The sequence below is a fragment of the Cellulosimicrobium sp. 4261 genome, assembly GCF_040546915.1.
Taxonomy (GTDB): domain Bacteria; phylum Actinomycetota; class Actinomycetes; order Actinomycetales; family Cellulomonadaceae; genus Cellulosimicrobium; species Cellulosimicrobium cinnabarinum.
The window spans coordinates 351080-372887 of the sequence record NZ_JBEPOQ010000004.1 but is presented as its reverse complement, the minus strand read 5'-3'; the positions used below and the strand labels follow the sequence as shown (position 1 = coordinate 372887).

The 21808-nt window shown below is 76.8% G+C and carries 20 protein-coding genes; 14 read left to right on the top strand and 6 right to left on the bottom strand.

The window, feature by feature from the left end:
• The first annotated feature begins 20 nt into the window (after positions 1 to 20).
• The 5 genes from ABIE39_RS07970 (at position 21) to ABIE39_RS07950 (ending at position 6456) form a co-directional block, all read left to right on the top strand.
• Positions 21 to 554 (top strand): DUF2087 domain-containing protein, encoded by a 534-nt coding sequence (locus ABIE39_RS07970; protein WP_255437348.1) that lies wholly within the window; start codon positions 21 to 23, stop codon positions 552 to 554.
• A gap of 72 nt (positions 555 to 626) precedes the next feature.
• A complete protein-coding gene (locus ABIE39_RS07965; protein WP_354051221.1) occupies positions 627 to 1160 on the top strand; it encodes an aminoacyl-tRNA deacylase in 534 nt (177 codons plus the stop codon).
• 335 nt (positions 1161 to 1495) lie between these two features.
• On the top strand, positions 1496 to 1870 hold the full coding sequence (locus ABIE39_RS07960; RefSeq protein ID WP_255437347.1) for an STAS domain-containing protein: 375 nt from the start codon (positions 1496 to 1498) through the stop codon (positions 1868 to 1870).
• A gap of 66 nt (positions 1871 to 1936) precedes the next feature.
• Entirely contained in the window at positions 1937 to 3211 is a 1275-nt protein-coding gene (locus ABIE39_RS07955) for an exonuclease SbcCD subunit D (RefSeq protein ID WP_354051219.1), read from the top strand.
• Positions 3211 to 6456: an AAA family ATPase gene (locus ABIE39_RS07950; protein WP_175009734.1), complete on the top strand. Its 3246-nt coding sequence runs from the start codon at positions 3211 to 3213 to the stop codon at positions 6454 to 6456. The genes ABIE39_RS07955 and ABIE39_RS07950 overlap by 1 nt, the downstream gene beginning before the upstream one ends.
• Before the next feature lie 17 nt (positions 6457 to 6473).
• Here ABIE39_RS07950 and ABIE39_RS07945 read toward each other — a convergent pair whose 3' ends face one another.
• Positions 6474 to 7181, bottom strand: coding sequence for a helix-turn-helix domain-containing protein (locus ABIE39_RS07945; protein ID WP_354051217.1), 708 nt, complete (start codon positions 7179 to 7181; stop codon positions 6474 to 6476).
• A gap of 84 nt (positions 7182 to 7265) precedes the next feature.
• Here ABIE39_RS07945 and ABIE39_RS07940 point away from each other — a divergent pair, with 84 nt between their 5' ends.
• Both ABIE39_RS07940 and ABIE39_RS07935 read left to right on the top strand, forming a co-directional pair.
• Positions 7266 to 7694 (top strand): VOC family protein, encoded by a 429-nt coding sequence (locus tag ABIE39_RS07940; protein WP_354051215.1) that lies wholly within the window; start codon positions 7266 to 7268, stop codon positions 7692 to 7694.
• 251 nt (positions 7695 to 7945) lie between these two features.
• Positions 7946 to 8110 carry a hypothetical protein gene (locus ABIE39_RS07935; protein ID WP_157446563.1) on the top strand — a complete coding sequence of 55 codons (165 nt, stop codon included), beginning with the start codon at positions 7946 to 7948 and terminating at the stop codon, positions 8108 to 8110.
• A 72-nt stretch (positions 8111 to 8182) separates the two neighbouring features.
• Here ABIE39_RS07935 and ABIE39_RS07930 read toward each other — a convergent pair whose 3' ends face one another.
• The 3 genes from ABIE39_RS07930 to ABIE39_RS07920 all read right to left on the bottom strand — a co-directional run bounded on the left by ABIE39_RS07930 (position 8183) and on the right by ABIE39_RS07920 (position 13329).
• Positions 8183 to 8998, bottom strand: coding sequence for a uracil-DNA glycosylase (locus ABIE39_RS07930; RefSeq protein ID WP_209829018.1), 816 nt, complete (start codon positions 8996 to 8998; stop codon positions 8183 to 8185).
• Between the two features lie 128 nt (positions 8999 to 9126).
• Positions 9127 to 10575 (bottom strand): multidrug effflux MFS transporter, encoded by a 1449-nt coding sequence (locus tag ABIE39_RS07925; protein ID WP_354051213.1) that lies wholly within the window; start codon positions 10573 to 10575, stop codon positions 9127 to 9129.
• 78 nt (positions 10576 to 10653) lie between these two features.
• Entirely contained in the window at positions 10654 to 13329 is a 2676-nt protein-coding gene (locus tag ABIE39_RS07920) for a tetratricopeptide repeat protein (RefSeq protein ID WP_354051211.1), read from the bottom strand.
• A gap of 233 nt (positions 13330 to 13562) precedes the next feature.
• Between ABIE39_RS07920 and ABIE39_RS07915 the strand changes: the two genes are divergently transcribed.
• The gene (locus ABIE39_RS07915) at positions 13563 to 14336 is read left to right on the top strand and encodes a DUF1266 domain-containing protein (protein ID WP_354051209.1); all 774 of its coding nucleotides are present in this window, start codon (positions 13563 to 13565) and stop codon (positions 14334 to 14336) included.
• 33 nt (positions 14337 to 14369) lie between these two features.
• Positions 14370 to 14510 carry a hypothetical protein gene (locus tag ABIE39_RS07910; RefSeq protein WP_186810483.1) on the top strand — a complete coding sequence of 47 codons (141 nt, stop codon included), beginning with the start codon at positions 14370 to 14372 and terminating at the stop codon, positions 14508 to 14510.
• 118 nt (positions 14511 to 14628) lie between these two features.
• Here the strand turns inward: ABIE39_RS07910 and ABIE39_RS07905 are convergent, their stop codons facing one another.
• Entirely contained in the window at positions 14629 to 15414 is a 786-nt protein-coding gene (locus ABIE39_RS07905) for an LLM class F420-dependent oxidoreductase (protein ID WP_354051207.1), read from the bottom strand.
• 117 nt (positions 15415 to 15531) lie between these two features.
• Between ABIE39_RS07905 and ABIE39_RS07900 the strand changes: the two genes are divergently transcribed.
• A complete protein-coding gene (locus ABIE39_RS07900; protein ID WP_209829012.1) occupies positions 15532 to 16221 on the top strand; it encodes an LmeA family phospholipid-binding protein in 690 nt (229 codons plus the stop codon).
• A gap of 42 nt (positions 16222 to 16263) precedes the next feature.
• Positions 16264 to 17451 (top strand): DNA glycosylase AlkZ-like family protein, encoded by a 1188-nt coding sequence (locus ABIE39_RS07895; RefSeq protein ID WP_209829010.1) that lies wholly within the window; start codon positions 16264 to 16266, stop codon positions 17449 to 17451.
• Here ABIE39_RS07895 and ABIE39_RS07890 read toward each other — a convergent pair.
• Positions 17423 to 18295, bottom strand: coding sequence for a CPBP family glutamic-type intramembrane protease (locus ABIE39_RS07890; protein WP_175009724.1), 873 nt, complete (start codon positions 18293 to 18295; stop codon positions 17423 to 17425). The two genes, ABIE39_RS07895 and ABIE39_RS07890, sit on opposite strands and share 29 nt — an antisense overlap.
• 201 nt (positions 18296 to 18496) lie before the next feature.
• On the opposite strand from ABIE39_RS07890, the gene ABIE39_RS07885 reads away from it, so the two are divergent.
• The 3 genes from ABIE39_RS07885 to ABIE39_RS07875 all read left to right on the top strand — a co-directional run bounded on the left by ABIE39_RS07885 (position 18497) and on the right by ABIE39_RS07875 (position 21759).
• Entirely contained in the window at positions 18497 to 19789 is a 1293-nt protein-coding gene (locus tag ABIE39_RS07885; protein WP_175009723.1) for an FAD-binding protein, read from the top strand.
• Between the two features lie 129 nt (positions 19790 to 19918).
• A complete protein-coding gene (locus tag ABIE39_RS07880) occupies positions 19919 to 21595 on the top strand; it encodes a sodium-dependent transporter (protein ID WP_354051204.1) in 1677 nt (558 codons plus the stop codon).
• Complete coding sequence (locus ABIE39_RS07875; protein WP_081600093.1) at positions 21592 to 21759, top strand: methionine/alanine import family NSS transporter small subunit; 168 nt, start codon at positions 21592 to 21594, stop codon at positions 21757 to 21759. The genes ABIE39_RS07880 and ABIE39_RS07875 overlap by 4 nt, the downstream gene beginning before the upstream one ends.
• Positions 21760 to 21808: the final 49 nt, after the last annotated feature.

The following is a 21808-nucleotide window of genomic DNA, read 5'->3' as shown; positions in this document are numbered from 1 at the left end:
GGCGTGCGTAGGGTCGGGCGGTGGACGAAGACCGGACGGGTGCCCCGGTGCCCGACAACGCGTGGAAGCAGGTGGTCGCGTCGCTCGCCGACGCGGGGCGCCTCGAGGTGCTCGCGCGCGTCGTGCGCGAGGGCCCCGCGGAGGCCGTGCTGTCGGCCGACGAGCGCCGTCGGCTCGCGCCGCTCCTGGCCGCGGGCGTCGTCGTGCGGGAGGAGACGGGGTTCCTGCGGGCGGCGCCCGAGCGGTTCGCGGAGCTGCTCACGACCGTCCCCACGCCGCGCCCCACGGGGCCCGACCGCTTCCTCACGGACGGACGCCTGCTGCGCATGCCGAAGCGGCTGCGCGACCGCGAGCTCGTCGTGCGGTACCTCGCGGCGCAGGTGCTCCCGCTGGAGGACCCCGTCACCGAGCTCACCCTGACCAGGCGGCTCGCGGCGCGCGCGGCGGACCCCGTGTCGCTGCGGCGCGCGATGGTCGACGCGGGCCTCGTGCACCGCACGCGCGACGGCGCGGAGTACTGGCGCACCGTCGTGACGGAGTTCGACGACGTCTGAGACGACGTCCGACGGGCGGCGGTCCCGCTACGGCAGCCCGTGCGTCGGGGGCGAGGGCTAGGGTCGGTTCTCATGAGCAGCGAGCGCGCCGTGGCGGCGCTGGAGGCGTCGGGCATCGACTTCACCCTCACCCGGCACGGCCGGGTGGGGTCGCTGGAGGAGGCGGCCGCCGCGCGCGGCGTGGACCCGGCGCGCGTCCTCAAGACGATCGTGGTGCGGCGCGCGGAGGACGACTACCTGTTCGTGCTCGTCCCGGGCGACCGGCAGATCTCGTGGCCCAAGCTGCGCGCGCTGCTCGGGGTGTCGCGCCTCTCCATGCCGGACAAGGAGGTCGCGCGCGACGTCACGGGGTACGAGCGCGGCACGATCACGCCGCTCGGCGCCACGCACGCGTGGCCCGTCGTGGCGGACGTGCGCGTGGTCGCCGTGCGCGGCGAGGACGAGGTGGACGTCGCGGGCGACCTGGCCGCCCCGGAGGCCCCGGGCGGCGGGGACCACCTCGTCTCGATCGGGGCGGGCGAGCACGGCGTGGCCGCGACGGTCGACGGGCAGGCCCTCGTGGCGGCCCTCGGGGCCCAGGTCGCCGACGTCACGGACCCGCTGTAGCCGGTCCCGCGGCGAGCCCCGCGACGGCGTCCGGGGCGCGTGCGCTCGCGGTGCGCGCGGGCACGCGGAGGTGCGCGCGGCCGCCCGCGCCGTCCGGGTTGTGTGGGTTCGGAGGAAGGTCGCGGACGACCGCCGCGCGGGCTGGTGTGCGCCCCGCGCCGGGTGCAGACTCTGGGGTGCTCCGGTCACGGTCGCCGGTCCGAGCAGCCGCCCGACGGCGACGGCGAGCGGCCGGACGGAGCCGATGAGGTGCGCAGGGAACAGGTCACCTCCCCCGGACGTTGTCCGGAGGGGCGGCCGACAGCAGGCAGGACGACTCGAGAGAAGCGGGAACCGTGGACACAGGCAGCGCGATCGACCGGACGAGCGGGATCGTCTACGCCCCGGCGGACGGCGGCGTGGTCGTGACGATGTGGGGAGAGGTCGACGCGGCGCTGCGCGACCGTGCGAGCGAGGCCATGTCGTACGTGCTCGACACCCGCGGACGCGTCGTCGTGGACGTCGCCGACGTCACCTTCATCGACTCCTCGGGCATCGCGTTCATCATCCAGCTCTACATGCTGGGCGAGGAGGACGGCCGCGAGGTCGTGCTGCGGGACCCGTCCCCGAGCATCGTCGAGCTGCTCGACATGATCGGCATGGGCGGGCGCATCCCCGTCGAGCGCAGCGGCGCGTCGACCGGCCCGATCCAGGTCGTCAGCGCCGTCTGACACCCGCGCGCCCGCCCGCCGCCCCGGGTCCCCGGGGGTGTGGGAACCGGCCGGTACGGTGCGGGCATGCGCATCCTGCACACCTCCGACTGGCACCTCGGGCGCACGCTGCACGGGGTCGACCTGCTGGAGCACCAGGCCGCGCACCTCGACCACCTCGTCGAGCTGACCCGCTCCGAGGCGGTCGACGCGGTCGTCGTCGCGGGCGACGTCTACGACCGCGCGATCCCGCCGGTGGACGCCGTCTCCCTCCTCTCGGAGGCGGTGACGCGGCTCGCCGAGCACGCGCACGTGGTCGTCACGCCGGGCAACCACGACTCCGCAGTCCGGCTGGGGTTCGGCGACCGTCTCCTGCGCCCGGGCGTCCACGTGCGGGCGCGCCTGGCCGACGTCGGCGCTCCCGTCGTCCTGGGGCCGCGCCCGGGTGCGGCGGGCGGCGACGGCTCCCCGCTGCTCGTCTACGCGCTCCCGTACCTCGACCCGGACACGGCCCGGCACGTCCTGGCGGACGCCGGGGACACGCCGGACGCTCCGGGCACCGAGGGGGTGGGCGGCGCCCCGACGGGTGGCCCGGGTCCGCTCGCACGGTCCCACGAGGCCGTCATGGGGGCGGCCCTGCGCCGGGTGGCCGCCGACCTCGCGCGGCGCCGCGCCGCGGACCCGGAGGTGCGGGCGGTCGTCGTCGGGCACGCGTTCGTCGTGGGTGGGCTCGCGTCGGACTCCGAGCGCGACATCCGTGTGGGCGGCGTGGACGCCGTCCCGGCCGCCGCGTTCGCGGGCCGCGGGGCGGACTACGTGGCGCTCGGCCACCTGCACGGGCCGCAGCGCGTCACCGTCCCGGACGTCGGCGGCGTGTCGACCGTCGCCCGCTACTCGGGCTCGCCCCTCGCGTTCTCCTTCTCGGAGCTGCACCAGCGCAAGTCCACCGCGCTCGTCGACGTCGGTCGGCTCCGCACGGACGCGGACGCGGCGGTCGAGCTGGTCCCCGCCCCTGTGCCCCGCCGCCTCGCCGAGGTGACCGGATCGCTCGACGAGCTGCTCGGGGAGGCGGGCGAGCCGCACGTCGACGACTGGCTGCGCGTCGTGGTGACGGACGCGGTCCGGCCCGCCGAGCTCTACGCCCGCGTCCGGTCCCGGTTCCCGCACGCGCTCCAGGTGACGCACCGCCCCCCGCGCGTCGCGGAGCGCGAGGTCGTGGCCGCCGTCGGGCCGGGGCACGACCCGCTGGACGTCGCCCGCGACTTCGTCGAGCACGTCTCCGGGCACGCGCCCAGCGAGGCCGAGGTCGTCGTGCTGCGCGAGGCGTTCGAGCTCGCCCTCGCCGAGGAGCGCAGCGCCTGATGCACCTGCACTCCCTCACCTTCCAGGCGATCGGGCCGTTCGCGGGCCGTCACCACGTCGACCTCGCGGCGCTCGGCGCGTCCGGGATCTACCTCCTCGAGGGGCCGACGGGCGCCGGCAAGTCCACGATCATCGACGCGATCGTGTTCGCGCTCTACGGGAAGGTCGCCTCGGACGCCGCGAGCGACGACCGCCTCCGCTCCGCGTTCGCGGGACCGGACGTCGAGTCGTACGTCGACCTCGTGCTCGAGGTCCCGGCAGGGGTGTTCCGGGTCCGGCGCACGCCCGAGTACCGCCGGCCCAAGAAGCGCGGCACCGGCACCACGACCCAGCAGGCCTCCGTCCGGCTCTGGCGGCTCGCGGAGGTGCCACCCACCGACGCACCGGGCGCGGTCGAGGACGCCGCGGGGGAGCTCCTCTCCGCGCGGCTCGACGAGGCGGGGGACGAGATCCGCCGGCTCGTCGGGCTCGACCGGCGCCAGCTCGTCCAGACGGTCGTGCTGCCGCAGGGCGAGTTCGCGACGTTCCTGCGCGCGAAGCCCGAGGACCGTGCCGTGCTGCTGCAGAAGGTGTTCGGCACGGAGCTCTACCAGCGCGCGGCGGCGCGCCTGGCCGAGCTCGCGCGCGCGGCGCGCTCGCGCACGGACGTCGCGCGGCAGGGCGTCGTGGGGGCGGTGGAGCGGTTCGCGGGAGCCGCCGGGCTCGCGTCCGACGACGCACGACGGCTGCGCGAGGCCGCGGACGACGACGACCGGCTGCGGCGGGCCGACGAGGACGACGTCGCCCGGGCGCTCGCCGGGGCGTCGGTCGCGCTCGAGGTGGACGAGCCGTCGGTCTCGTTCGCGGTCCCGGCCGCGGAGGCGGCGGTCCTGCCGGAGGTGGACGAGCCGCCGGCCCCGACCGGCTCGGAGGCGGTGCCGGGCGTGCACGCGCTCGCCGTCGCGCACGTCGCGCGCCTCGACGCCGAGGCCACGGCGCTGGCGGAGCGCGCGGCGGGTGCCGACGCGACGCTCGCCGCCGCGCGCGAGCAGTTCGAGGGTGAGCGCGCGCGCCACGACGCGCTCGAGCGGCGTGCCCGGCTGCGGCTCGAGGCGGCCCGGCTCGACGAGGCGGAGCCCGCGGTGGCCGAGGACCGCCGTCGGGCGGACGCGGCGGCGCGCGCCGCGGTCGTCGCCCCGGCGGCCCAGGGCCTCGCGCGGGCCGAGCAGACCCTGCGCGCCGCGCTCGACCGGCTCGCGCTCGCGCGCACCGGGGCGCCCGCCGTCCTCGCGGACGCCGACCCGTCGACGCTCGAGGCGCTGCGTGCCGACGTCGCGACGGCGGCCGTGCGCGTCACGCGGCTCGTCCCGGTGGGCGAGTCGCTGCCCGGGCGCGAGCGCGAGCTCGCCGACGGCCGCAAGGAGATCGCGCGGGCGACGGAGGAGCGCGGTCGCGTGCTGGCCGAGCTCGACGGGCGCCCAACGCGCCGGGACGCGGTGCGAGCGCGCCTCGCGTCCCTCGCGGAGGCCGCGGGCGCGCTCGGGGTGCTGCGCGAGCGCGCGGACCGCGCCCGTGCGGTCGAGGAGGCGGCACGCCAGGCGGCGGCGCTCGAGACCGAGGTGGCCGACGCGCACGCCGAGCGGTCACGGGTCGCGGCTCGCGCGCACGAGGCGCTGGAGCGTGAGACCCGGCTCCGGTCCGCGCGCATCGCGGGTCTCGCCGGAGAGCTGGCCGCGGGGCTCGCGGCAGGGGAGCCGTGCCCCGTGTGCGGTGGGGCCGAGCACCCGCACCCGGCGCCGCTCGCCGAGGACCACCCGACGGCCGAGGACGTCGAGCGCGCCGAGCGGGAGTGCGCGGACGCCGAGCGCCTGCTGCGCGACGTCGCGGCCCGTGCCGAGGTGCTCGCCGAGCGCTGCGCGGCCCGCCGTCGGGACGCCGACGGCCTGACCCCGCAGTCGGCCGCCGAGCAGGTCGCGCAGGCGGAGGAGCTCGTGGCCGCCGCGCGCGGCGCGGAGCACGAGCGGGCCGAGGCCGAGCGGGAGCTCGAGGAGCTCGACGCGCAGACGCGCGCGCTGCAGGCCCGGGCGGCGGAGCTCGCCGAGGCGGTCGCGGGCACGACCGCGCGGCTCGAGGAGGTCGAGGCGGCGCTCGCGCGCGACCGCGCCGAGATCCGCACGGAGCTCGACGCGGCCGGTCCGCTCGTGGAGCTCGTGGACCTTCCCGACCCGCTCGCCGACGAGGGCGGCGCGCGCAACCCCGTCGCCGTCCTCGCGGCCGCGCTGGAGGACCGGGTGCGCACGATCGACGCCCTCGCGGACGCCGGCAGCGCGGTTGCCGCGGCACAGCGGTCGGCCGAGGAACGCGCGGCCGAGGTCGCCGCGCTCGTCGCCCGGTCGGGGTTCGCGGACGCGGCCGAGGCGCTCGCCGCCGTGCTCGACGACGCCGAGCGGCACGCGCTCGCCCGGCGCGTCGCGGAGCACGACGCCGCGCGCACCGCGACGGCGACCGGCCTCGCGGACCCGGCGCTCGCCGACCTGCCCGAGGCCGCGCGGGCCGACGTCGCGGCCGCGCGCGCCGCCGTCGCCGAGGCAGAGGCCGTGGCCGGTGCCGCGGCGCGGCAGCACGAGCTCGTCGCCCGGCGGGCCGAGGCGGCCAGGACGGCGGCCGAGGCCGTCGGGGCGGCGGTCGACGGCTGGACCGTGGCACGGGACGCGGCGGGGCCGGTCGCGCGCATGGCGGCGCTCGCGTCGGGCACGGGGGACAACGCGCACGCGCTCTCGCTCGCGACGTTCGTGCTCGTGCAACGGTTCGAGGACGTGGTCGCGGCGGCGAACGAGCGCCTCGCCGAGATGTCGTCGGGCCGGTACGAGCTGGTGCGCAGCGCGACGCGCGAGGACGTGCGGGCGCACAAGCGAGGCCTCGCGATGAAGGTCCTCGACCACGTGACCGAGCGCGAGCGTGATCCCCGCACGCTCTCCGGCGGGGAGACGTTCTACGTGTCGCTGTGCCTCGCCCTCGGGCTCGCGGACGTCGTCACGGCCGAGGCGGGCGGCATCGAGCTCGGGACGCTGTTCGTCGACGAGGGCTTCGGAAGCCTGGACCCCGAGACGCTGGAGGCCGTCCTCGCGGCGCTCGGCCGGCTCCGGGCGGGCGGGCGCGTCGTGGGCGTCGTCTCCCACGTCGAGGCGCTCAAGCAGTCCGTCGCCGAGCGCGTCGAGGTCCGTCGCCTCCCCGGAGGCGGCAGCACGCTCACCGTGCGCGCCTGACGGGGCCGTGCCGTCCGTCAGGACCGAGGGCGAGGCTCCGGGGACGGTGCGCACACACGGTCGACGAGCTCGGTCACGGCCGCGCGCACGGGCCCGGGCGCCGCGCCCGCGTCGAGCGCGAGGGCGGCGCGGTCGAACGCCGCGGACAGCAGCAGCGTCAGCGCGTCGAGACGCTGCTCGTCCGGGCTGTGGCTCGCGCTGCCCCCGCTGGGGTGGGCGCCGAGCGCCGCGCCGAGCCCTTCGCGCAGCGTGCGGCGCGCGTGTCGGGCGTCGAGCGCGTCGGCCTCCGCGGGGCCGAGCACGGCGGGCGCGTCGACGAGGAGGAGCCGCGTCCGGCCGGGTTCACCCATCGCGTCGAGGTAGGCGCGCGCGCCCTCGACGAGCATCGCGCGGGCGTCCGGGGCGTCCGGGGCGTCCGGGGCGTCCGGGGCGTCCGGGGCGTCCGATCGCTCCGGGGCTGCCTTGCCAGGGTCCGGCGCGGCGGTGCACGCCTCGATCTCCCGTGCGACCGCCTCCGCCTCGGCCTCGGCGACGGCGCGGAAGAGGTCCTGCTTGTCGGCGTAGTGGTGGTACAGCGCGCCGCGGGTGACGTTGGCGGCGGCGGCGATCTGCGGCGTCGAGGTCGCGGCGTAGCCGGCGCGCACGAAGAGGTCGCGCGCGGACGCGACGAGGGCGGCACGGGTCGCGTGGGTGCGTTCGGCGTTGGTCCGGCGTCGCTCTTGCATACCGACAGACTGTAGGCCATTCTCAATACATACAGCCTGTTTGTTTCTGCGACCGTCCCGGTCGCCGTCCGCGAGGAGAAGACCGTGCACATCACGAGCTGGTACCCGGTGCTCATGACCGACGACGTCGCCGGGACCGTCGCGTTCTACCGCGACCACCTGGACTTCCGGCCGCTCTTCACGAGCGACTGGTACGTCCACCTCCAGTCCGCGCACGACCCGTCGGTGAACCTCGCCGTGCTCGACGGCGACCACGAGACGATCCCGGAGAGCGGCCGAGGTCGTGCGGGCGGGCTCCTGCTCAATCTCGAGGTCGAGGACGTCGACACCGTGCACGCCCGTCTCGTCGCCGCCGGCCTGCCGATCCTGCGCTCGTTGCGCGACGAGGCGTTCGGGCAGCGGCACTTCATCACGGCCGACCCGAACGGGGTGCTCGTGGACGTCATCACCCCGATCCCGCCGACGGGGGAGTTCGTCGAGCAGTACGAGGAGTCCGCCCGCCCGACGGCGTAGCGGGCGCGCTCCCGCGAGGCTTGCCCACGGCCCACGGCCCACGGCCCACGGCCCACGGCCCACGGCCCACGGCCCACGGCCCACGGCTCGCGCCTCGGCGCTCGGGGTCCGGACCGGCCGGGGCCGGATGTCACGAACTCGCCCCGCATCCTTCTCTCCTCGGGGAGCAGAGCGACGTCCGCGGGCGTCGCGCCGTCCCGGAACGGCCGCGACCGGCGGTGTCGACCGGGAGCCGTCGAAGGAGAGCAGCAATGTCAGCAGCATCGTCCCCGCTCGAGCGCGAGCTGCGGCGCATGGAGGTCATCGCGCGCCGGGAGCAGCTCCGGCTCGTCGGCCGCGTCGCCCCGCGCGTGGCGGAGCGCCGCCGCTGGGCCGACGCACCGCGCCGCCAGTCCCCGGCCACCGCCGCCCGCTAGCCTACGGCGGTCGGGGCGCGCGACCCGTAGCGTCCGGCGGCTCGCCACCGTGCGCGGTGGGGCCCGCGCACGTCAGGCCGGCGCGCCGAGGCCCGCGAGCTCGCGCGCTCGCAGCAGCACGTCGTCGAGCATCTGCGGCGTGAGCCGGCCGGTGAACGTGTTCTGCTGGCTCACGTGGAAGCACCCGAGCAGGGTGAGGGTCTGCTCCGGGTGCGGGGGGCCGCCGTCGGGCACGAGGCCGGGGAGCGACGCCTCCGGGCTGGGGCGAGGGACGGCCCGGCGCAGCGTCACCTTCGCGCCGTGCGCGAACCGGGGCCGCGGACGCGGGACGGCCCAGCCCTGCTCGGCGAGCGTCGAGAGCAGCGCCTGCCACCCGAACCCGCCCAGCACGACGGCGACGCGCACCGAGGAACCCAGCAGCTCGACCTCACGCGCGAGGTACGGGCCGCAGCGGCGCCGTTCCTCCGGGGTCGGTTTGTTGTCCGGCGGCGCGCACCGCACCGGTGCGGTGACGCGGATCCCGGTGAGGCGGAGGCCGTCGTCGGCGGAGACCGACGTCGCCTGGTTGGCGAGGCCCGTGCGGTGCATGGCGGCGAAGAGGAAGTCGCCGCTGCGGTCGCCCGTGAACATGCGGCCGGTGCGGTTGGCCCCGTGCGCGGCGGGCGCGAGCCCGACGACGACGATCCCCGCGCGCTCGTCACCGAACCCGGGGACGGGGCGGGCCCAGTAGTCGTCGTCGCGGAACGACGCCCGCTTGACGTCGGCGACGTGCTCGCGCCACGCCACGAGTCGCGGGCACGCCCGGCACTCGACGAGGTGGGCGTCCAGCGCCGCGAGCGTCGGCGCCGTCCGGGCCGCGAGCGGGTAGTCGGGGTCGTCGGGCGTCACCCGCCCATCCTGCCCGTGCCCCCCACCTCTCCGCGCCCCCGCCCGCCGAGCACGGGGTCCGCGACCGGAATCGGAGCGATCCGGTCGCCGACCCCGTGCTCGGCGGGCGGCAGGGGCGGGGTCGGCCGTCAGGCCCGGCGGTTCGTCGGCGCCGTCGCGCCGGCGAGCGCCGTGGCGTCGTGGGGCTCGACGGCGGCCGGGACGGTGGCCTCGGCGGGCGCGTCCGGGAGTTCCGTGGCCGGGGAGGGGACAGCGACGGCGGGGTCGGGAGCGCCGAGGGAGCCCGCGGCGTCGGCCGGGAGCGGCGCGCCGAACGTGTGCCGCAGGCCGAGCAGCACCGCGCCCGCGACCACGACGACGCCGAACATCACCGCGGCCATCGTCACCGGCGGAGACCCGCCGAGCAGGCCCGTCACGGGCGCGACGACCGCCCCGACGCCGAACTGGAACGCGCCGATGAGCGCCGCGGCGCTGCCGGCGCGGTGCGCGTTGCGCTCGAGCGCGATGGCCGGCACGGACGGCATGACGAAGCCCGCGGTGCCGAGCGTGAGCACGATGAGCGGGACGAGCCACGCGAGCCCGCCACCGGCGAGCGCGGCGACGAGCAGCCCGCCCGAGAGGACGAACCCGGCCGCGACCGCACCCTGGAGGATGCGCTCGGGCGTGACGCGCCCGACGAGCGCGCCGTTGATCTGGCTGCCCGCCGTCACGGAGACCGCGCCCACGCCGAAGACGATCGCGTACTGCTGCGCGGACATCCCGTAGAAGTCCTGGAACACGAACGTCGACGCGGAGATGTACGTGAACATCGCGGCCATGTAGAAGCCGGCGATGAGCGCGAGGCCGATGAACGACCAGTCCCCGAGGAGCGAGCCGTACGAGCGCAGCGCGGCGACGGTCCCGCCGCTGCGGCGACGTTCGACGGGCAGCGTCTCGCGCAGCCGCAGGAGCACGAGCACGAAGAGCACGGCGCCCACGGCGGCGAGCGCGACGAACATGCCGCGCCACGACCCGAGCCGCAGGAACTGCGCGCCGATGGTCGGCGCGAGGATGGGCGCGACGCCCACGACCAGCATGAGCCGCGCGATGACCTTGCCGATCTGGTAGCCCTCGAACGAGTCGCGCACGATCGCCATGGACAGCACCATCCCGGCGGCTGCGGAGAGGCCCTGCACGAACCGGAGCCCCGTGAGCGCGGCGACCGAACCGGCGAAGACGATCCCGGCCGACGCCGCGACGTACACCGCGAGCGACACCAGGAGGGGAGCGCGGCGCCCGACCGCGTCGGAGACCGACCCGATGAGGAGCTGCCCGAGGGCGAGGCCGGCGAGCGTCGCGGTGAGCGTGAGCTGGACGCGGGACTCGGTCGTGCCGAGCTCGTCGACGATGCGCGGGAACGCGGAGAGGTAGAGGTCGATCGTCAGCGGCCCGATCGCGGTGAGCGCGGAGAGCAGCAGGACGAGCCCCGCGCTGACGCGCCCGGGTCGGGAGGGAGCGGCGAAGCTCGTGGAGCCGGTGCCCGACGGGGCGGCGACGGGCGCGGTCGGCACCGAGGTCGCGGGGGGAGTGGAGGCCATGACAGCGGCAACCCCGCAGGGGGTCCCGCATGTTCCCGGACGCCGTACGCGATCGGATGCTGAGACGACGGAGCGGTCTCAGCCGGTGCCGCGCGCCTCGCCGTCATGCTCGCGGTCGCGGTCGCGGTCGCGGTCGCGGTCACGGTCACGGTCACGGTCACGGTCGCCGTCGCCGTCGCCGCCGCCGAGCCCGTGCCTCGCGGCTGCGAGACCGCGCCGCGCACGGGCTTCCTCGGCGACGTCGTCGAGCTCGACGGCGAGCACCTGGGCCGCATGGTGCAGGCTCGCCGCGCGGGCGGCGTCGCCCGCGGCGAGCACGGCCTCCCCGAGCGCGTTCAGCGCCTCCGTCTCGACGAGACGTGCGCGCACGCGGCGCGCCAGGTCGACGGCGGCCTCGCCCACGGACACCGCCTCGGCGACGGAGCCCGCGGCGAGCAGCGCGGTCGCGAGGGCGCTGCGGGCCTCCGCCTCCGCGTCGGGGTCGCCGAGCCCGACGGCCGCGTCGACCGCGGCACGCAGCTCCAGGACCCCGGCCCCCGCCGCGTCGCAGCGTGCGAGGAGCCGACCCACGTGCACCCGTGCCCGTGTCGCCAGCCCCGCGTCCCCCAGGGAGACCGCGCTCGCGAGCGCGTCGCGGTGGAGCGCGAGCGCGCGGTCGAGCGCGCCCTCCGCCTCCGAGAGGATCGCCGCGTTGCTCGACACGATCGCGACGTTCAGGGCGTCGCCGACCCGCCGCGACAGCGTGAGCGCCCGGTCGTAGCCGGCGCGCGCGTCGTCGTGCCGGCCGAGGATGCGGTGCACGTCCGCGAGGTTCCCGACGGCGCGGCCCTCGCTCACCGGGTCGCCCGCGGTCCGCGCCCCGGCGGCGGCGTCGCGGTACGCGGTCTCGGCCTCGTCGAACCGCCCGAGGCGCTTGTACACGTTGCCGACGCGGTTGAGCGTCTGGCCGGGGCGGGGGTCGTCGCCGCGCTCGAGCGAGCGGACGAGCTGGGCGAGCGCCTCGTCGTACCGGCCGAGCCTCTCGAGCGCGCGCCCGAGGTCGCGCCCGGCCTGGGACCGCCCGGAGGGCCGCCCGTGCTCGACCGCCGCCGTGTGCACCGCGACCGCGTCGTTCCAGCGCCCCGCCGAGTCGAGGTACGGCGCGAGCAGGGCGGAGAGGTCGGTCACCGGGTCGGCGAGCTCGTGCTCCGCGGCGAGCGCCGACGTCGCGACGAGCAGGGCGCGGTGCGCGTCGAGCCACGCGACGGCGGCGTCCGCCGTGCGGCCGGGATGCGCGTCGCCCGCCCCTCCGCCCGCCGCTGTGCCCGCCGCTGTGCCGGTCTCTGTGCTCGTCCCGACGCCCGGCCCGGCCGCGTCGTGGTGGGGCGACGTCGCGTGCACGGCCGGCCGGGCGTCGTCGAGCAGGCGCGCGGCGAGCCGCCCGACGGCGGACGCCCGCGCCGAGAACGGGTCGTCCGTCCGGGCGAGGTCGGCGGCGAGGGTGCGCACGGCGTCGGGCACGACGACCTCCCCGCGCGACCCGGCCGCGACGAGGTGCCAGCGGCCCAGGGCGGCGAGCGCGTCGCGGCTCTCGCTCGTCGAGACGCCGAGGAGCACGGGGACCTCGTCCGCGTCGAGCGGTACCGGGACGAGGGCGAGCAGGCGCAGGGCGCGGGCGTGGTCGGCGGGCAGACGGCGGTGCACGGCGGCGAGCGCGGGGTGGAGGGCCGGCCCCGGGAGGTCCTCGACCCGGCGGACGTGGTCGGCGAGCGACCAGCCGGGTCGCGCGCGGACGTCGTCGGCGATCTGCGCCAGCGCCGCAGGGAGCCCTCCGGACGCGCGCACGAGGCGGGCGGTGGCCTCGGGCTCCGCGGCGGTGCGGTCCTGGCCGACGCGCGCCGCGAGCAGCGCGCGGGCGTCGTCCGCGCCGAGGGGCGCGAGGGTCGTGGCGGCCTCCCCGGGCAGCCCGACGACGCGGTGCGCCGCCACCACCACGCGCGCGGTAGCGGGCAGGTGCCCGACGACGTCGGCGGCCTGGGCGGGATCGGTCACGTCGTCGAGGACGATCGTCGCGCGGCGCCCGTCGAGCGCGGTCGCGAGCGCGGCGGCGAGCGCAGGGAGGTCGCGCGCCTGCGCGTCGGGCGGGGGTGCGCCGAGCGCCTGGAGCAGCGCGTCGAGCACGACGGCGGCCGGGCGCGGGCCGTCCGCCTCCCCGTGCAGGTCGACGAGCGCGACGACGTCGGCCGGGACCTCGCGGGCCGCGGCGAGCGCGACGCTCGTCGTGCCCGACCCGGGCAGGCCCGTGACCGTCACGACGCGCGGTCGCTCCCGCGAGGACTCCTGGGGCGGGGCGGTGAGCGCCGCCGCGAGCCGCGCGACCTCGTCGGCCCGACCGACGAGCGGCCCGTCGGGCACGATCGGTCCCAGCCGGACGCTCGGCGGGAGAGCGGGCTCCGGAGCGGCCGCGGGGACGGTCGCCGTCCGGTACGCGGCACGCCACGCCGCGGGCCGGCGGTCGCCGAGGACGTGCGCGACGTCCGCGAGCAGGTCGACGTCGAGCCGCGAGCGGCCCTCCCGGAAGACGTCGTAGACGGTGACGCGCCCCGGGCGCGCCTCCGCGACGGGGACGCCCCGGGCGGTGCGGAGCGCGCCGACGCGCCGCGCGATCTCGGTGTACGAGGGATCGCCGGCCCACGCCCGCAGCGCGCGCAACCGCGCGGCGAGCTCGTCCACCGACCCTGCGCCCACGGGGGACGGCGGCGGGTCGGGGGGCACGGCGCCAGGCTAGCGACGGCCGCCCGCCGCTGCGCGGCGTGCTCGCCCGGCGACGTGACCGTGGCGTGCGGGGCCGCCGGGCGACGAGCCCGGGCGGGTCAGACGAGCGTCCGGCCGTTCGGGATCGTTCGGGATGCGTGCCGCGGGCGCGCGGCGTCGCCAGGCTCTCCGCAGGCCGCGACGTCCGCGGCGCGAGGGTCCGCGCGGGGCGCGGCGGGACGAAGGAGCGACCGGTGGGGCTGTTCGACAAGCTCAAGGAGATGTTCTCGACGACGGCGGACCTCTACGCGAAGGAGGACGCCCCGCCGCTCACGCCGGCGCAGCAGCGCGGGCTCGCGCTCGGTGCGGTCTACGCCGTCGAGGGCGTGCTGCCGATCAACGCGCTGACCGTGGAGGCCGACGCGCGCACGGCCGCGAAGCCGCTCGCGGCCGGGTGGGACGTGCGGGGCGCGGACGACGTCGAGCGCACGTACGAGTTCCTCCTCACCCAGGGGCACCGGGGCTACTACGCGATCGCGATGCCGAAGGTCGAGGAGCTGTACTCGGGCCGTCTGAGCCGTCGCGACGCGAAGGGCGCGGCGGACCAGCACGTCGCCCAGGCACGGCAGGAGGCGACGGCGCGGGGCCTCGACCCCGAGCGCGCGGTGACGTTCTACCAGGGGTGGAGCGCGTCGGCGCAGACGGGCGGGCACGGCGAGCTGGCCGACCCGCTGCCGCCGTCGATCGCGGCGTGGGACGCGGCGCGGGTCGTGCACGTCAGCCGCCTCGCGGTCGACGCCGGGTTCGTCACCCCGGAGCGGGCGTGGGCCGCGATCGAGGAGGCCGTCGCGATGTCGCGCCCCGCGTACGCGTCGTGGGAGCAGTTCGGCGACGGGTTCCTCGCGGGGCGCGCGTTCTGGTCCGCGGGCAACCGCACCCCGGTCGACCAGGACCTGCCCGACTTCAAGCGCGCCGTCCGACGGCTGCTCGACACCGAGTCGTCGCCCTGGCGCACGCTGTCGTACTGACCGCGGGGGACGAGAACGACGGGAGGGCGGACGGTGCACCGGTCGCCGTGGTGGTGGCGCGCAGGGCTCCTGATCGTCGTGGTCGGCGTCGGCGTGGCGGTCGTCGCGGCCGACGACGGCCTGCGCTCGGAGGTCCACGCGGCCCTGTCGAACCTGGCGCGAGCCCTGTTCTGACCGCACCGCCCCGCCGAGCACGGGGTTGCTGTCGTCCTGGGCGTCAGAACGACGGCAACCCCGTGCTCGGCACCGTGGTCGGCGTCGGCGTCGGCGCCTGGGGCAGCGCCCGCCGGGGTCAGTCCCGGGCGTCGCGCCAGGCGACCCACTCGCGCACGAGCGACAGGTCGTAGTCCGGCCCGCTCGTGCCGACGGTGAACAGGGTCGCGCCCGCGGCGACGAGCGCGTCCGCGGACTCCGCCGGCGGCCGGGACACGGCGACCGACCGCTCGACGAGCGCGGCGGTGTCGCGTCCCACGGCCTCGCCGTGCTCGTCGAGGATCCCGCTCTTGCGCGCGAGCGTCTCCGCGTCGCCGAACGAGTGCCAGACGTCCGCGTGCTCCGCGACGACGCGCAGCGTCTTGCGCTCCCCGCCTCCGCCGACGAGCACCGGGATGTCCCGGGTCGGCGCGGGGTTCGACGCCGCCCAGCGGGCCTTGATGCGCGGGAGCGCGTCGGCGAGGTCGGCGATGCGCCCGCCCGCGGTGCCGAACTCGTACCCGAACCGGTCGTAGTCCTTCTCGAACCAGCCCGCGCCGATCCCGAGGATCAGACGACCGCCGCTGATGTGGTCGACCGTCCGCGCCATGTCGGCGAGGAGGTCCGGGTTGCGGTAGCTGTTGCACGTGACGAGGGCGCCGATCTCGACGCGCTCGGTCTGCTCGGCCCACGCCCCGAGCATGGTCCAGCACTCGAAGTGCTTGCCGTCGGGGTCGCCCGTGAGCGGGAAGAAGTGGTCCCAGTTGAAGATGACGTCGACGCCCAGGTCCTCCGCGCGCAGCACGGCGTCGCGGATCTGGGCGTAGTCGGCGTGCTGCGGCTGGAGCTGGACGCCGATGCGGAAGGGGTGCCGAGGAGAGGTCATGCTCGGAATCTACGTCCGGGCCGAGCACGACGACACCCCGCGTTGAGCACGATCTTGCCGGCGCCACGAGCGTCAGTACGACGGCAAGGTCGTGGTCGGCGGACCTAGGGTGGGCGCATGAAGCGACTGGTGGGCCTGCTCGTGACGCTCGTGGTGCTGGTGGCGGTCGCCGTCGTGGCGGACCGGGTGGCGGTGGGGGCCGCCGAGCGCGGTGCGGTCACGGCGTTCGAGCAGCAGGCCGACGACGTGTCCGGCGCCCAGATCGACATCACCGGCTTCCCGTTCCTCACGCAGCTCGTGCGCGGGTCGCTGACGCACGTCACGGGCTCCGCGGACTCCGCGTCGTTCGGCGGCTACGCGATCTCCGACCTCCAGGTCGAGGCCGACGGTGTGAGCACGTCGGAGCCGTACCGGATCGCGTCCGGGACGGCGTCGGGCGTCATCGCGGCGGAGTCGTTGCAGCAGGTCGTCGCCGAGCAGAGCGGTCTCGACGTCGACGTCGCGGCGACCAGCGGCGTGCTGTCCCTGGGCTTCGAGGTCCTGGGCACCACGATCACGGTCGACGTGACGCCGCGCGTGTCCGGCCCGGCCGAGCTCGCGGTCGACGTCGTCGCGGTCCGCACCGGCCTCGGCACGGTCTCGGTCGACGACCTGCCGTCCGGGCTCTCGGGCGCGCTGTCCGACCTGCGCGTCCCGCTCGACCTGCCCGACGGCGTCGCGCTCGACTCGGTGTCCGCGGTCGAGGGGGGCGTGCGCGTGGCCGTGACGGGGACCGACGTCGCCGCCGCGGACCTGGTGGCCTCGTGACCCGGGCCGGGTGACCGGCGTGACCGGAGCGGGGTGGGTGCCATGAGCGCCGAGGCCGTCGACGGACGTCGCGTCCTCGCGGCGCGCCTCGCCGCGCACCGGCTCCGCGCGCCCGACCTGCCCGACGTGCCGACCGCCGTCGGACATCTCGTCGCGGTGCAGGGCCAGGAGTTCCACCCCGCGCTGTGGGGCCTCACGCGGCGGCTGCGGCCGGACGCGCGGCCGGGCGCGGCGGGGGCGGTCGCCGCGTGCGACCGCGGTGAGGTGCTGCGCACGCACGTGCTGCGGCCCACGTGGCACCTCGTCCGGCCCGACGACGCGCGCTGGCTCCTCGAGCTCAGCGCGCCCCGCGTGCACCAGGCGAATGGGACGCTGTACCGGCAGGTGGGGACCGCGGGGCACGGGCCGGAGACCGACCTCGTCGTCGCGGCCGTGCAGGAGCGCCCCCGCACGCGCCGCGAGCTGGCCGCGCTGCTCGCCGCCCACGGCCGCCCGCTGGAGGGCATCGCGCTCGGCTACGTGCTCATGCGCGCCGAGCTCGACCGGCTGCTGGTCAGCGGACCCCTCGACGGCAAGCAGCAGACGTACGCCGCGTTCGACGACCGCGTCCCGCCCGGCTACGGGCCGCTCGGCGAGCGGTTCGACCGGGACGCCGCGCTCGTCGAGCTGCTGCGCCGCTACCTCGCGAGCCGCGCGTACGCGACGGTCAAGGACGTCGCGCAGTGGTCGGGCTTCACGCTCACCGACGTGCGGCGCGCGCTCGACCTCCTCGACGGCGAGGTCGTGGCGGTGCCCGGGGCGGGGGCTCTCGAAGGGCTGACGCTCTGGCGGCTCGCCGACCCCGGGGAGCGCGTGCTCGACCCCGCGCCGTTCGTCGGTGCGCTCGCGCCCGACGGCGACCCGTCCCGACCGGTCGTCGACCTGCTGCAGAGCTACGACGAGCTGTTCGTGTCCTCCGGCGAGACGCGCGGGGTCGTCGTGGCCGACGGCGTCGACCTCGGCGACCGGCTCGGGTCCTTCATCCACGCCGTCGCGGTCGACGGCGTCGTCGTCGGGCGGTGGCGCTGGGTCGTCGGGACGCGCGACGTCGTCGTCGAGCCGCAGTGGCGCCGCGCGCCGTCGTCCGCGGAGGAGGCGGCGCTCGCCTTCCAGGCGGACGCGGTCCGCGTGCACTGGGGGCGAGGTGCTGCGGCGCCCAGGATCAGTGCCGGGGCACGCCCGGGCGCGTGACGAGGTGCACGAGCACGGCCGTCAGCACGATCACCCCGACGTAGACCGCCATCGCGACCGGTGACGTGACGGCGAGGAAGGTCAGGGCGGTGTTGCCGACGAGGTGCAGCACGACGGCCGCCGGGACCCCGCCGCGCAAGCGCTCGCTGACCAGCCAGTACGCGCTCGAGAGCGGGATCATCGCGAGCAGGAACAGCGCTGCCTCGACGCTCGCGAGCCCGAGCGACGACTGCCAGGTGCCCGTGAGCGCGAAGAGCGGCAGGTGCCACACCGCCCACACGGCGCCGAGCACGGCGGAGGTCGCGAGCGGCGAGAGCTGACGGCGCAGGCGCGGTTGCGCGTAGCCGCGCCACCCGAGCTCCTCCGACAGCGGCCCCGCGCACAGCGAGACGAGGCTGAACAGGAGCGGGCCGCCGGCCGCGACGACGGCCGCCGCACCGGCCGACAGGTCCGCCGTCGGGCCGCCGAGGGACGGGACGACGAGCGCGGCGACGACCGCGGGCGCGGCACCGAGCCCGACGGCGGCCGGGAACCAGCGCCCGGCGGCGCCCCAGCGTGCGGCGCGCGGGCTGCGGCGACCGGTCCCGGCGAGGACGATCGCCGCGAGCGTCGGCCCGAAGCCACCGAACGCGTAGAGCGCGAAGACGAGCGTTTCGGTCACGTCGCCACCGAGCAGCCACGCGGCGCCCCACGGGGCCCAGGACAGCCCGAACGTGAGCGCCCAGAACGCCGTGAGCCCGCCGCGCACGGGCTGCGCCGCGTCGTCGGGGGCGTCCCGGACCAGGACGGGGGACAGGTGCCGGGACCGCGCCGTCGCGGGCCGAGGTCGTGCGCTCGTCGTCATGCCTCGATCCCACCGTTCCGCCGGGCTCCGCGGACCCCGGCCCACCCCCGTCCCCGAAGGGGGACACCCCCCGGGTCACCCCCGGTCCTGGCCCTGCCGGGCACGGGATCGGCGACCGGACCGGCAGGGCCACCCCGTGCTCGACGGGGTGGGTGGGGGTGGAGCCGGGGTGGTCGGGCGAAGGGGTGGCAGGGTGGGGGCGTGACGAACACCGACGCTCCGCGTCTCGCCAACTGGGCCGGGAACCTCACCTACGCGTCCGCCGGGGTCGCGCACCCCGCGCACCCGGAGGAGCTCGCCGACGTCGTGCGGCGGTCGGCGCGGGTCAAGGCCCTGGGGTCGCGGCACTCGTTCGGGGACGTCGCGGACACGACGGGCACGCACGTCGTCCTCGACCGGTACGACGACGGCCGCGCCCCCGTGGAGATCGACCCGGCATCGGGCGTGGTGTCGGTCGCGGCGGGACTGCGGTACGGCGACGTGACGCGGCACGTCCAGGCGGCGGGCCGGGCGCTCGCGAACCTCGCGTCGCTCCCGCACATCTCGGTCGCGGGGTCGGTCGCGACGGCGACCCACGGCTCGGGCGACGCGGTCGGCTCGCTGGCGAGCGCCGTCGTCGGGCTGGAGCTCGTCACGGGCGACGGCGAGCGCCGGACGCTGCGGCGCGGTGACGCGGACCTTCCCGGCGCGGTCGTCGCGCTGGGGGCGCTGGGCGTCGTGACGCGCGTCGAGCTGGAGACGGTCCCGACGTTCGACGTCCGTCAGGACGTGCACGTCGGGCTGCCGTGGGACGCGGTGACGGCGCACTACGACGAGATCACCGCGTCGGCGTACTCGGTGAGCCTCTTCACGGACTGGGGGCCCGACGGCGTCCAGCAGGTCTGGCGCAAGTCCCGCCTCGCGCCGGGGGAGCGAGGCGTGACGCGGACGGACTTCTTCGGGGCGACGCCCGCGACGACGATGCTGCACCCCCTGCCCGGCATCGACCCCGTGCACTGCACGCCCCAGCTCGGGGAGCCCGGCCCCTGGAACGAGCGGCTGCCGCACTTCCGGCTCGACTTCACGCCGAGCAACGGCGCCGAGCTGCAGTCGGAGTACCTCGTGCCGCGCGGCCGGGCCCAGGAGGCGTTCGCCGCGATGCGCGACCTCGGCCCGCGCGTCACCCCGCTGCTCCAGGTGGGGGAGATCCGCACGGTCGCGCCCGACCCCGAGCCGCTGTGGCTCAGCCCGTTCGACGGCCCGGCCGTCGGCGTGCACCTCACGTGGAAGCCCCTGCCCGACGACGTCGCGCGCGTCCTGCCCGACGTCGAGGCCGCGCTCCTCCCGCTCGGCGCGCGCCCGCACTGGGGCAAGCTCTCGCACGCGCTCGTCCACGACCCGGGCTCGGTCGCGGTGCTCTACCCGCGCGCCGACGACTTCGGCGCGCTCGCGCAGCGGTACGACCCGGAGGGCCGCTTCCTCGGCGGGTACGTCGAGCGTCTGCTCGCGGGCTGAGCGCCGCGCCCCGGCTCGCACGGTGCCCGACCGCTCGTTACGGTCGTCCGAGCACCGAGAGGCTCGCCGCCGCGCCGACCCGCGCGGCGCCCGCGCGGGCACGGCACGACAGAGGTACCGAGGAGAACTGTGGCAGCGACCGGCACGGCGGGCGGGGAGCCCGCGACGCAGAAGCCGCGCGAGGAGTGGACCGGGCAGGTCGGCTTCATCATCGCGGCCATCGGCTCGGCGGTCGGGCTGGGGAACATCTGGCGGTTCCCCGGCGTGGCGTACGAGAACGGGGGCGGGGCGTTCCTCGTGCCGTACCTCGTCGCCCTGCTCACCGCGGGCATCCCCATCCTGTTCCTCGACTACGCGGTCGGGCACCGCTTCCGCGGCTCCGCCCCGACGGCGTTCCGGCGGATCGCGCGGTGGCTCGAGGGCCTGGGCTGGTTCCAGGTGATGATCTGCTTCGTCATCGCGCTCTACTACACCGCGGTCATCGCGTGGGCCGTGAGCTTCTTCGTGTTCTCGTTCGACCTGCGGTGGGGCGACGACCCGGCCGCGTTCTTCACGGGCGACTACCTGCGGCTCGCCGACCCGGGGGTCAGCCTCGAGTTCGTGCCGGCGGTGCTCGTGCCGCTGGTCGCGGTCTGGGTCGTGACGATCGTCGTCCTCGCGCTCGGCGTCGCGAAGGGCGTGCAGCGCGCGAACACGGTGTTCCTGCCGCTGCTCGTCGTGGCGTTCGCGGTGCTCGTGGTGCGCTCGCTGTTCCTCGAGGGCGCGGCGGACGGGCTGAACGCGCTGTTCACCCCGGACTGGGCGGCGCTCGGCGACCCCAACGTGTGGATCGCCGCGTACAGCCAGATCTTCTTCTCGCTGTCGATCGCGTTCGGGATCATGGTCACGTACGCGTCCTACCGTCGACGCCGGTCCAACCTCACGACCCCGGGGCTCGTCGTCGCGTTCTCCAACTCCTCGTTCGAGATCCTCGCCGGCATCGGCGTCTTCGCGACGCTCGGGTTCCTCGCGCACGAGCAGGGGGTCGGCGTGGGGGAGCTCGAGGGCATCAGCGGGCCGATCCTCTCGTTCGTCACGTTCCCCGCGATCGTGTCGCAGATGCCGGGCGGGCCGATCTTCGGCGCGCTGTTCTTCGGGTCCCTCGCCATGGCGGGGTTCACGTCGCTCCTGTCGATCCTCCAGGTCGTGTCCGCGGGGTTCCAGGAGAAGTTCGGCTGGACGCCGCGCCAGGCGTCCGTGCGCCTCGGCGTCGTGAGCGCGATCATCTCCGTGCTGCTCTTCTCGACCACGACCGGGCTCGTCGCCCTCGACACCGCCGACCAGTGGGCCAACAACGTCGGCATCGTGGGGTCGGCCGTGCTCATGTCCGTGCTCCTGCTGTGGGTGCTGCGGCGCGGGCCCGAGCTGCGCTACCACCTCAACGCCGTCTCGACGTTCCGCCTCGGTTCCTGGTGGCAGGTGCTCGTCGCGGTCCTGGCCCCGCTCGTACTGGGCTACATGCTCGTGTCGCGGATCGTCACGCTCGTCGTCGACGGCTACGAGGGGTACCCCGCCTGGTACCTCGCGCTCGTCGGGTGGGGCGCGATCGCGTTCATGGTGCTCGCCGCGCTGGTGCTCACCGCGCTGCGCTGGCGCCGCAGCCCCGACGACTTCGTCCCCTGGCCGCCGTACCCGCCGGGTGACGCCGTGGCGGGCCCGGGACGTGCGCCGTCGGGCCGCGGGACGACGGGCCGTGCGACGGCAGGCAGCAACCGCGCCGGCCGTACGACGACCACGACCGGTCCCGACGGGGAGGAGACCCGATGACCACCTCGGCCGTGATCCTGCTCGTGCTCGCCATCGTCGTCGTGTGGGGCGGGCTGCTCGTCGCGATCCTGCGGCTGCGCGCCCAGCCCGAGCGTGCGGACTATCCGCCGGGGGACGAGGACGACCACCGCGAGGACGAGGCGCCCGTCGAGCGCGACACATAGCCGACGCCGGCCCGCGCCGTCGCGCGACCGCGCGCCGGGCGACGCGGCG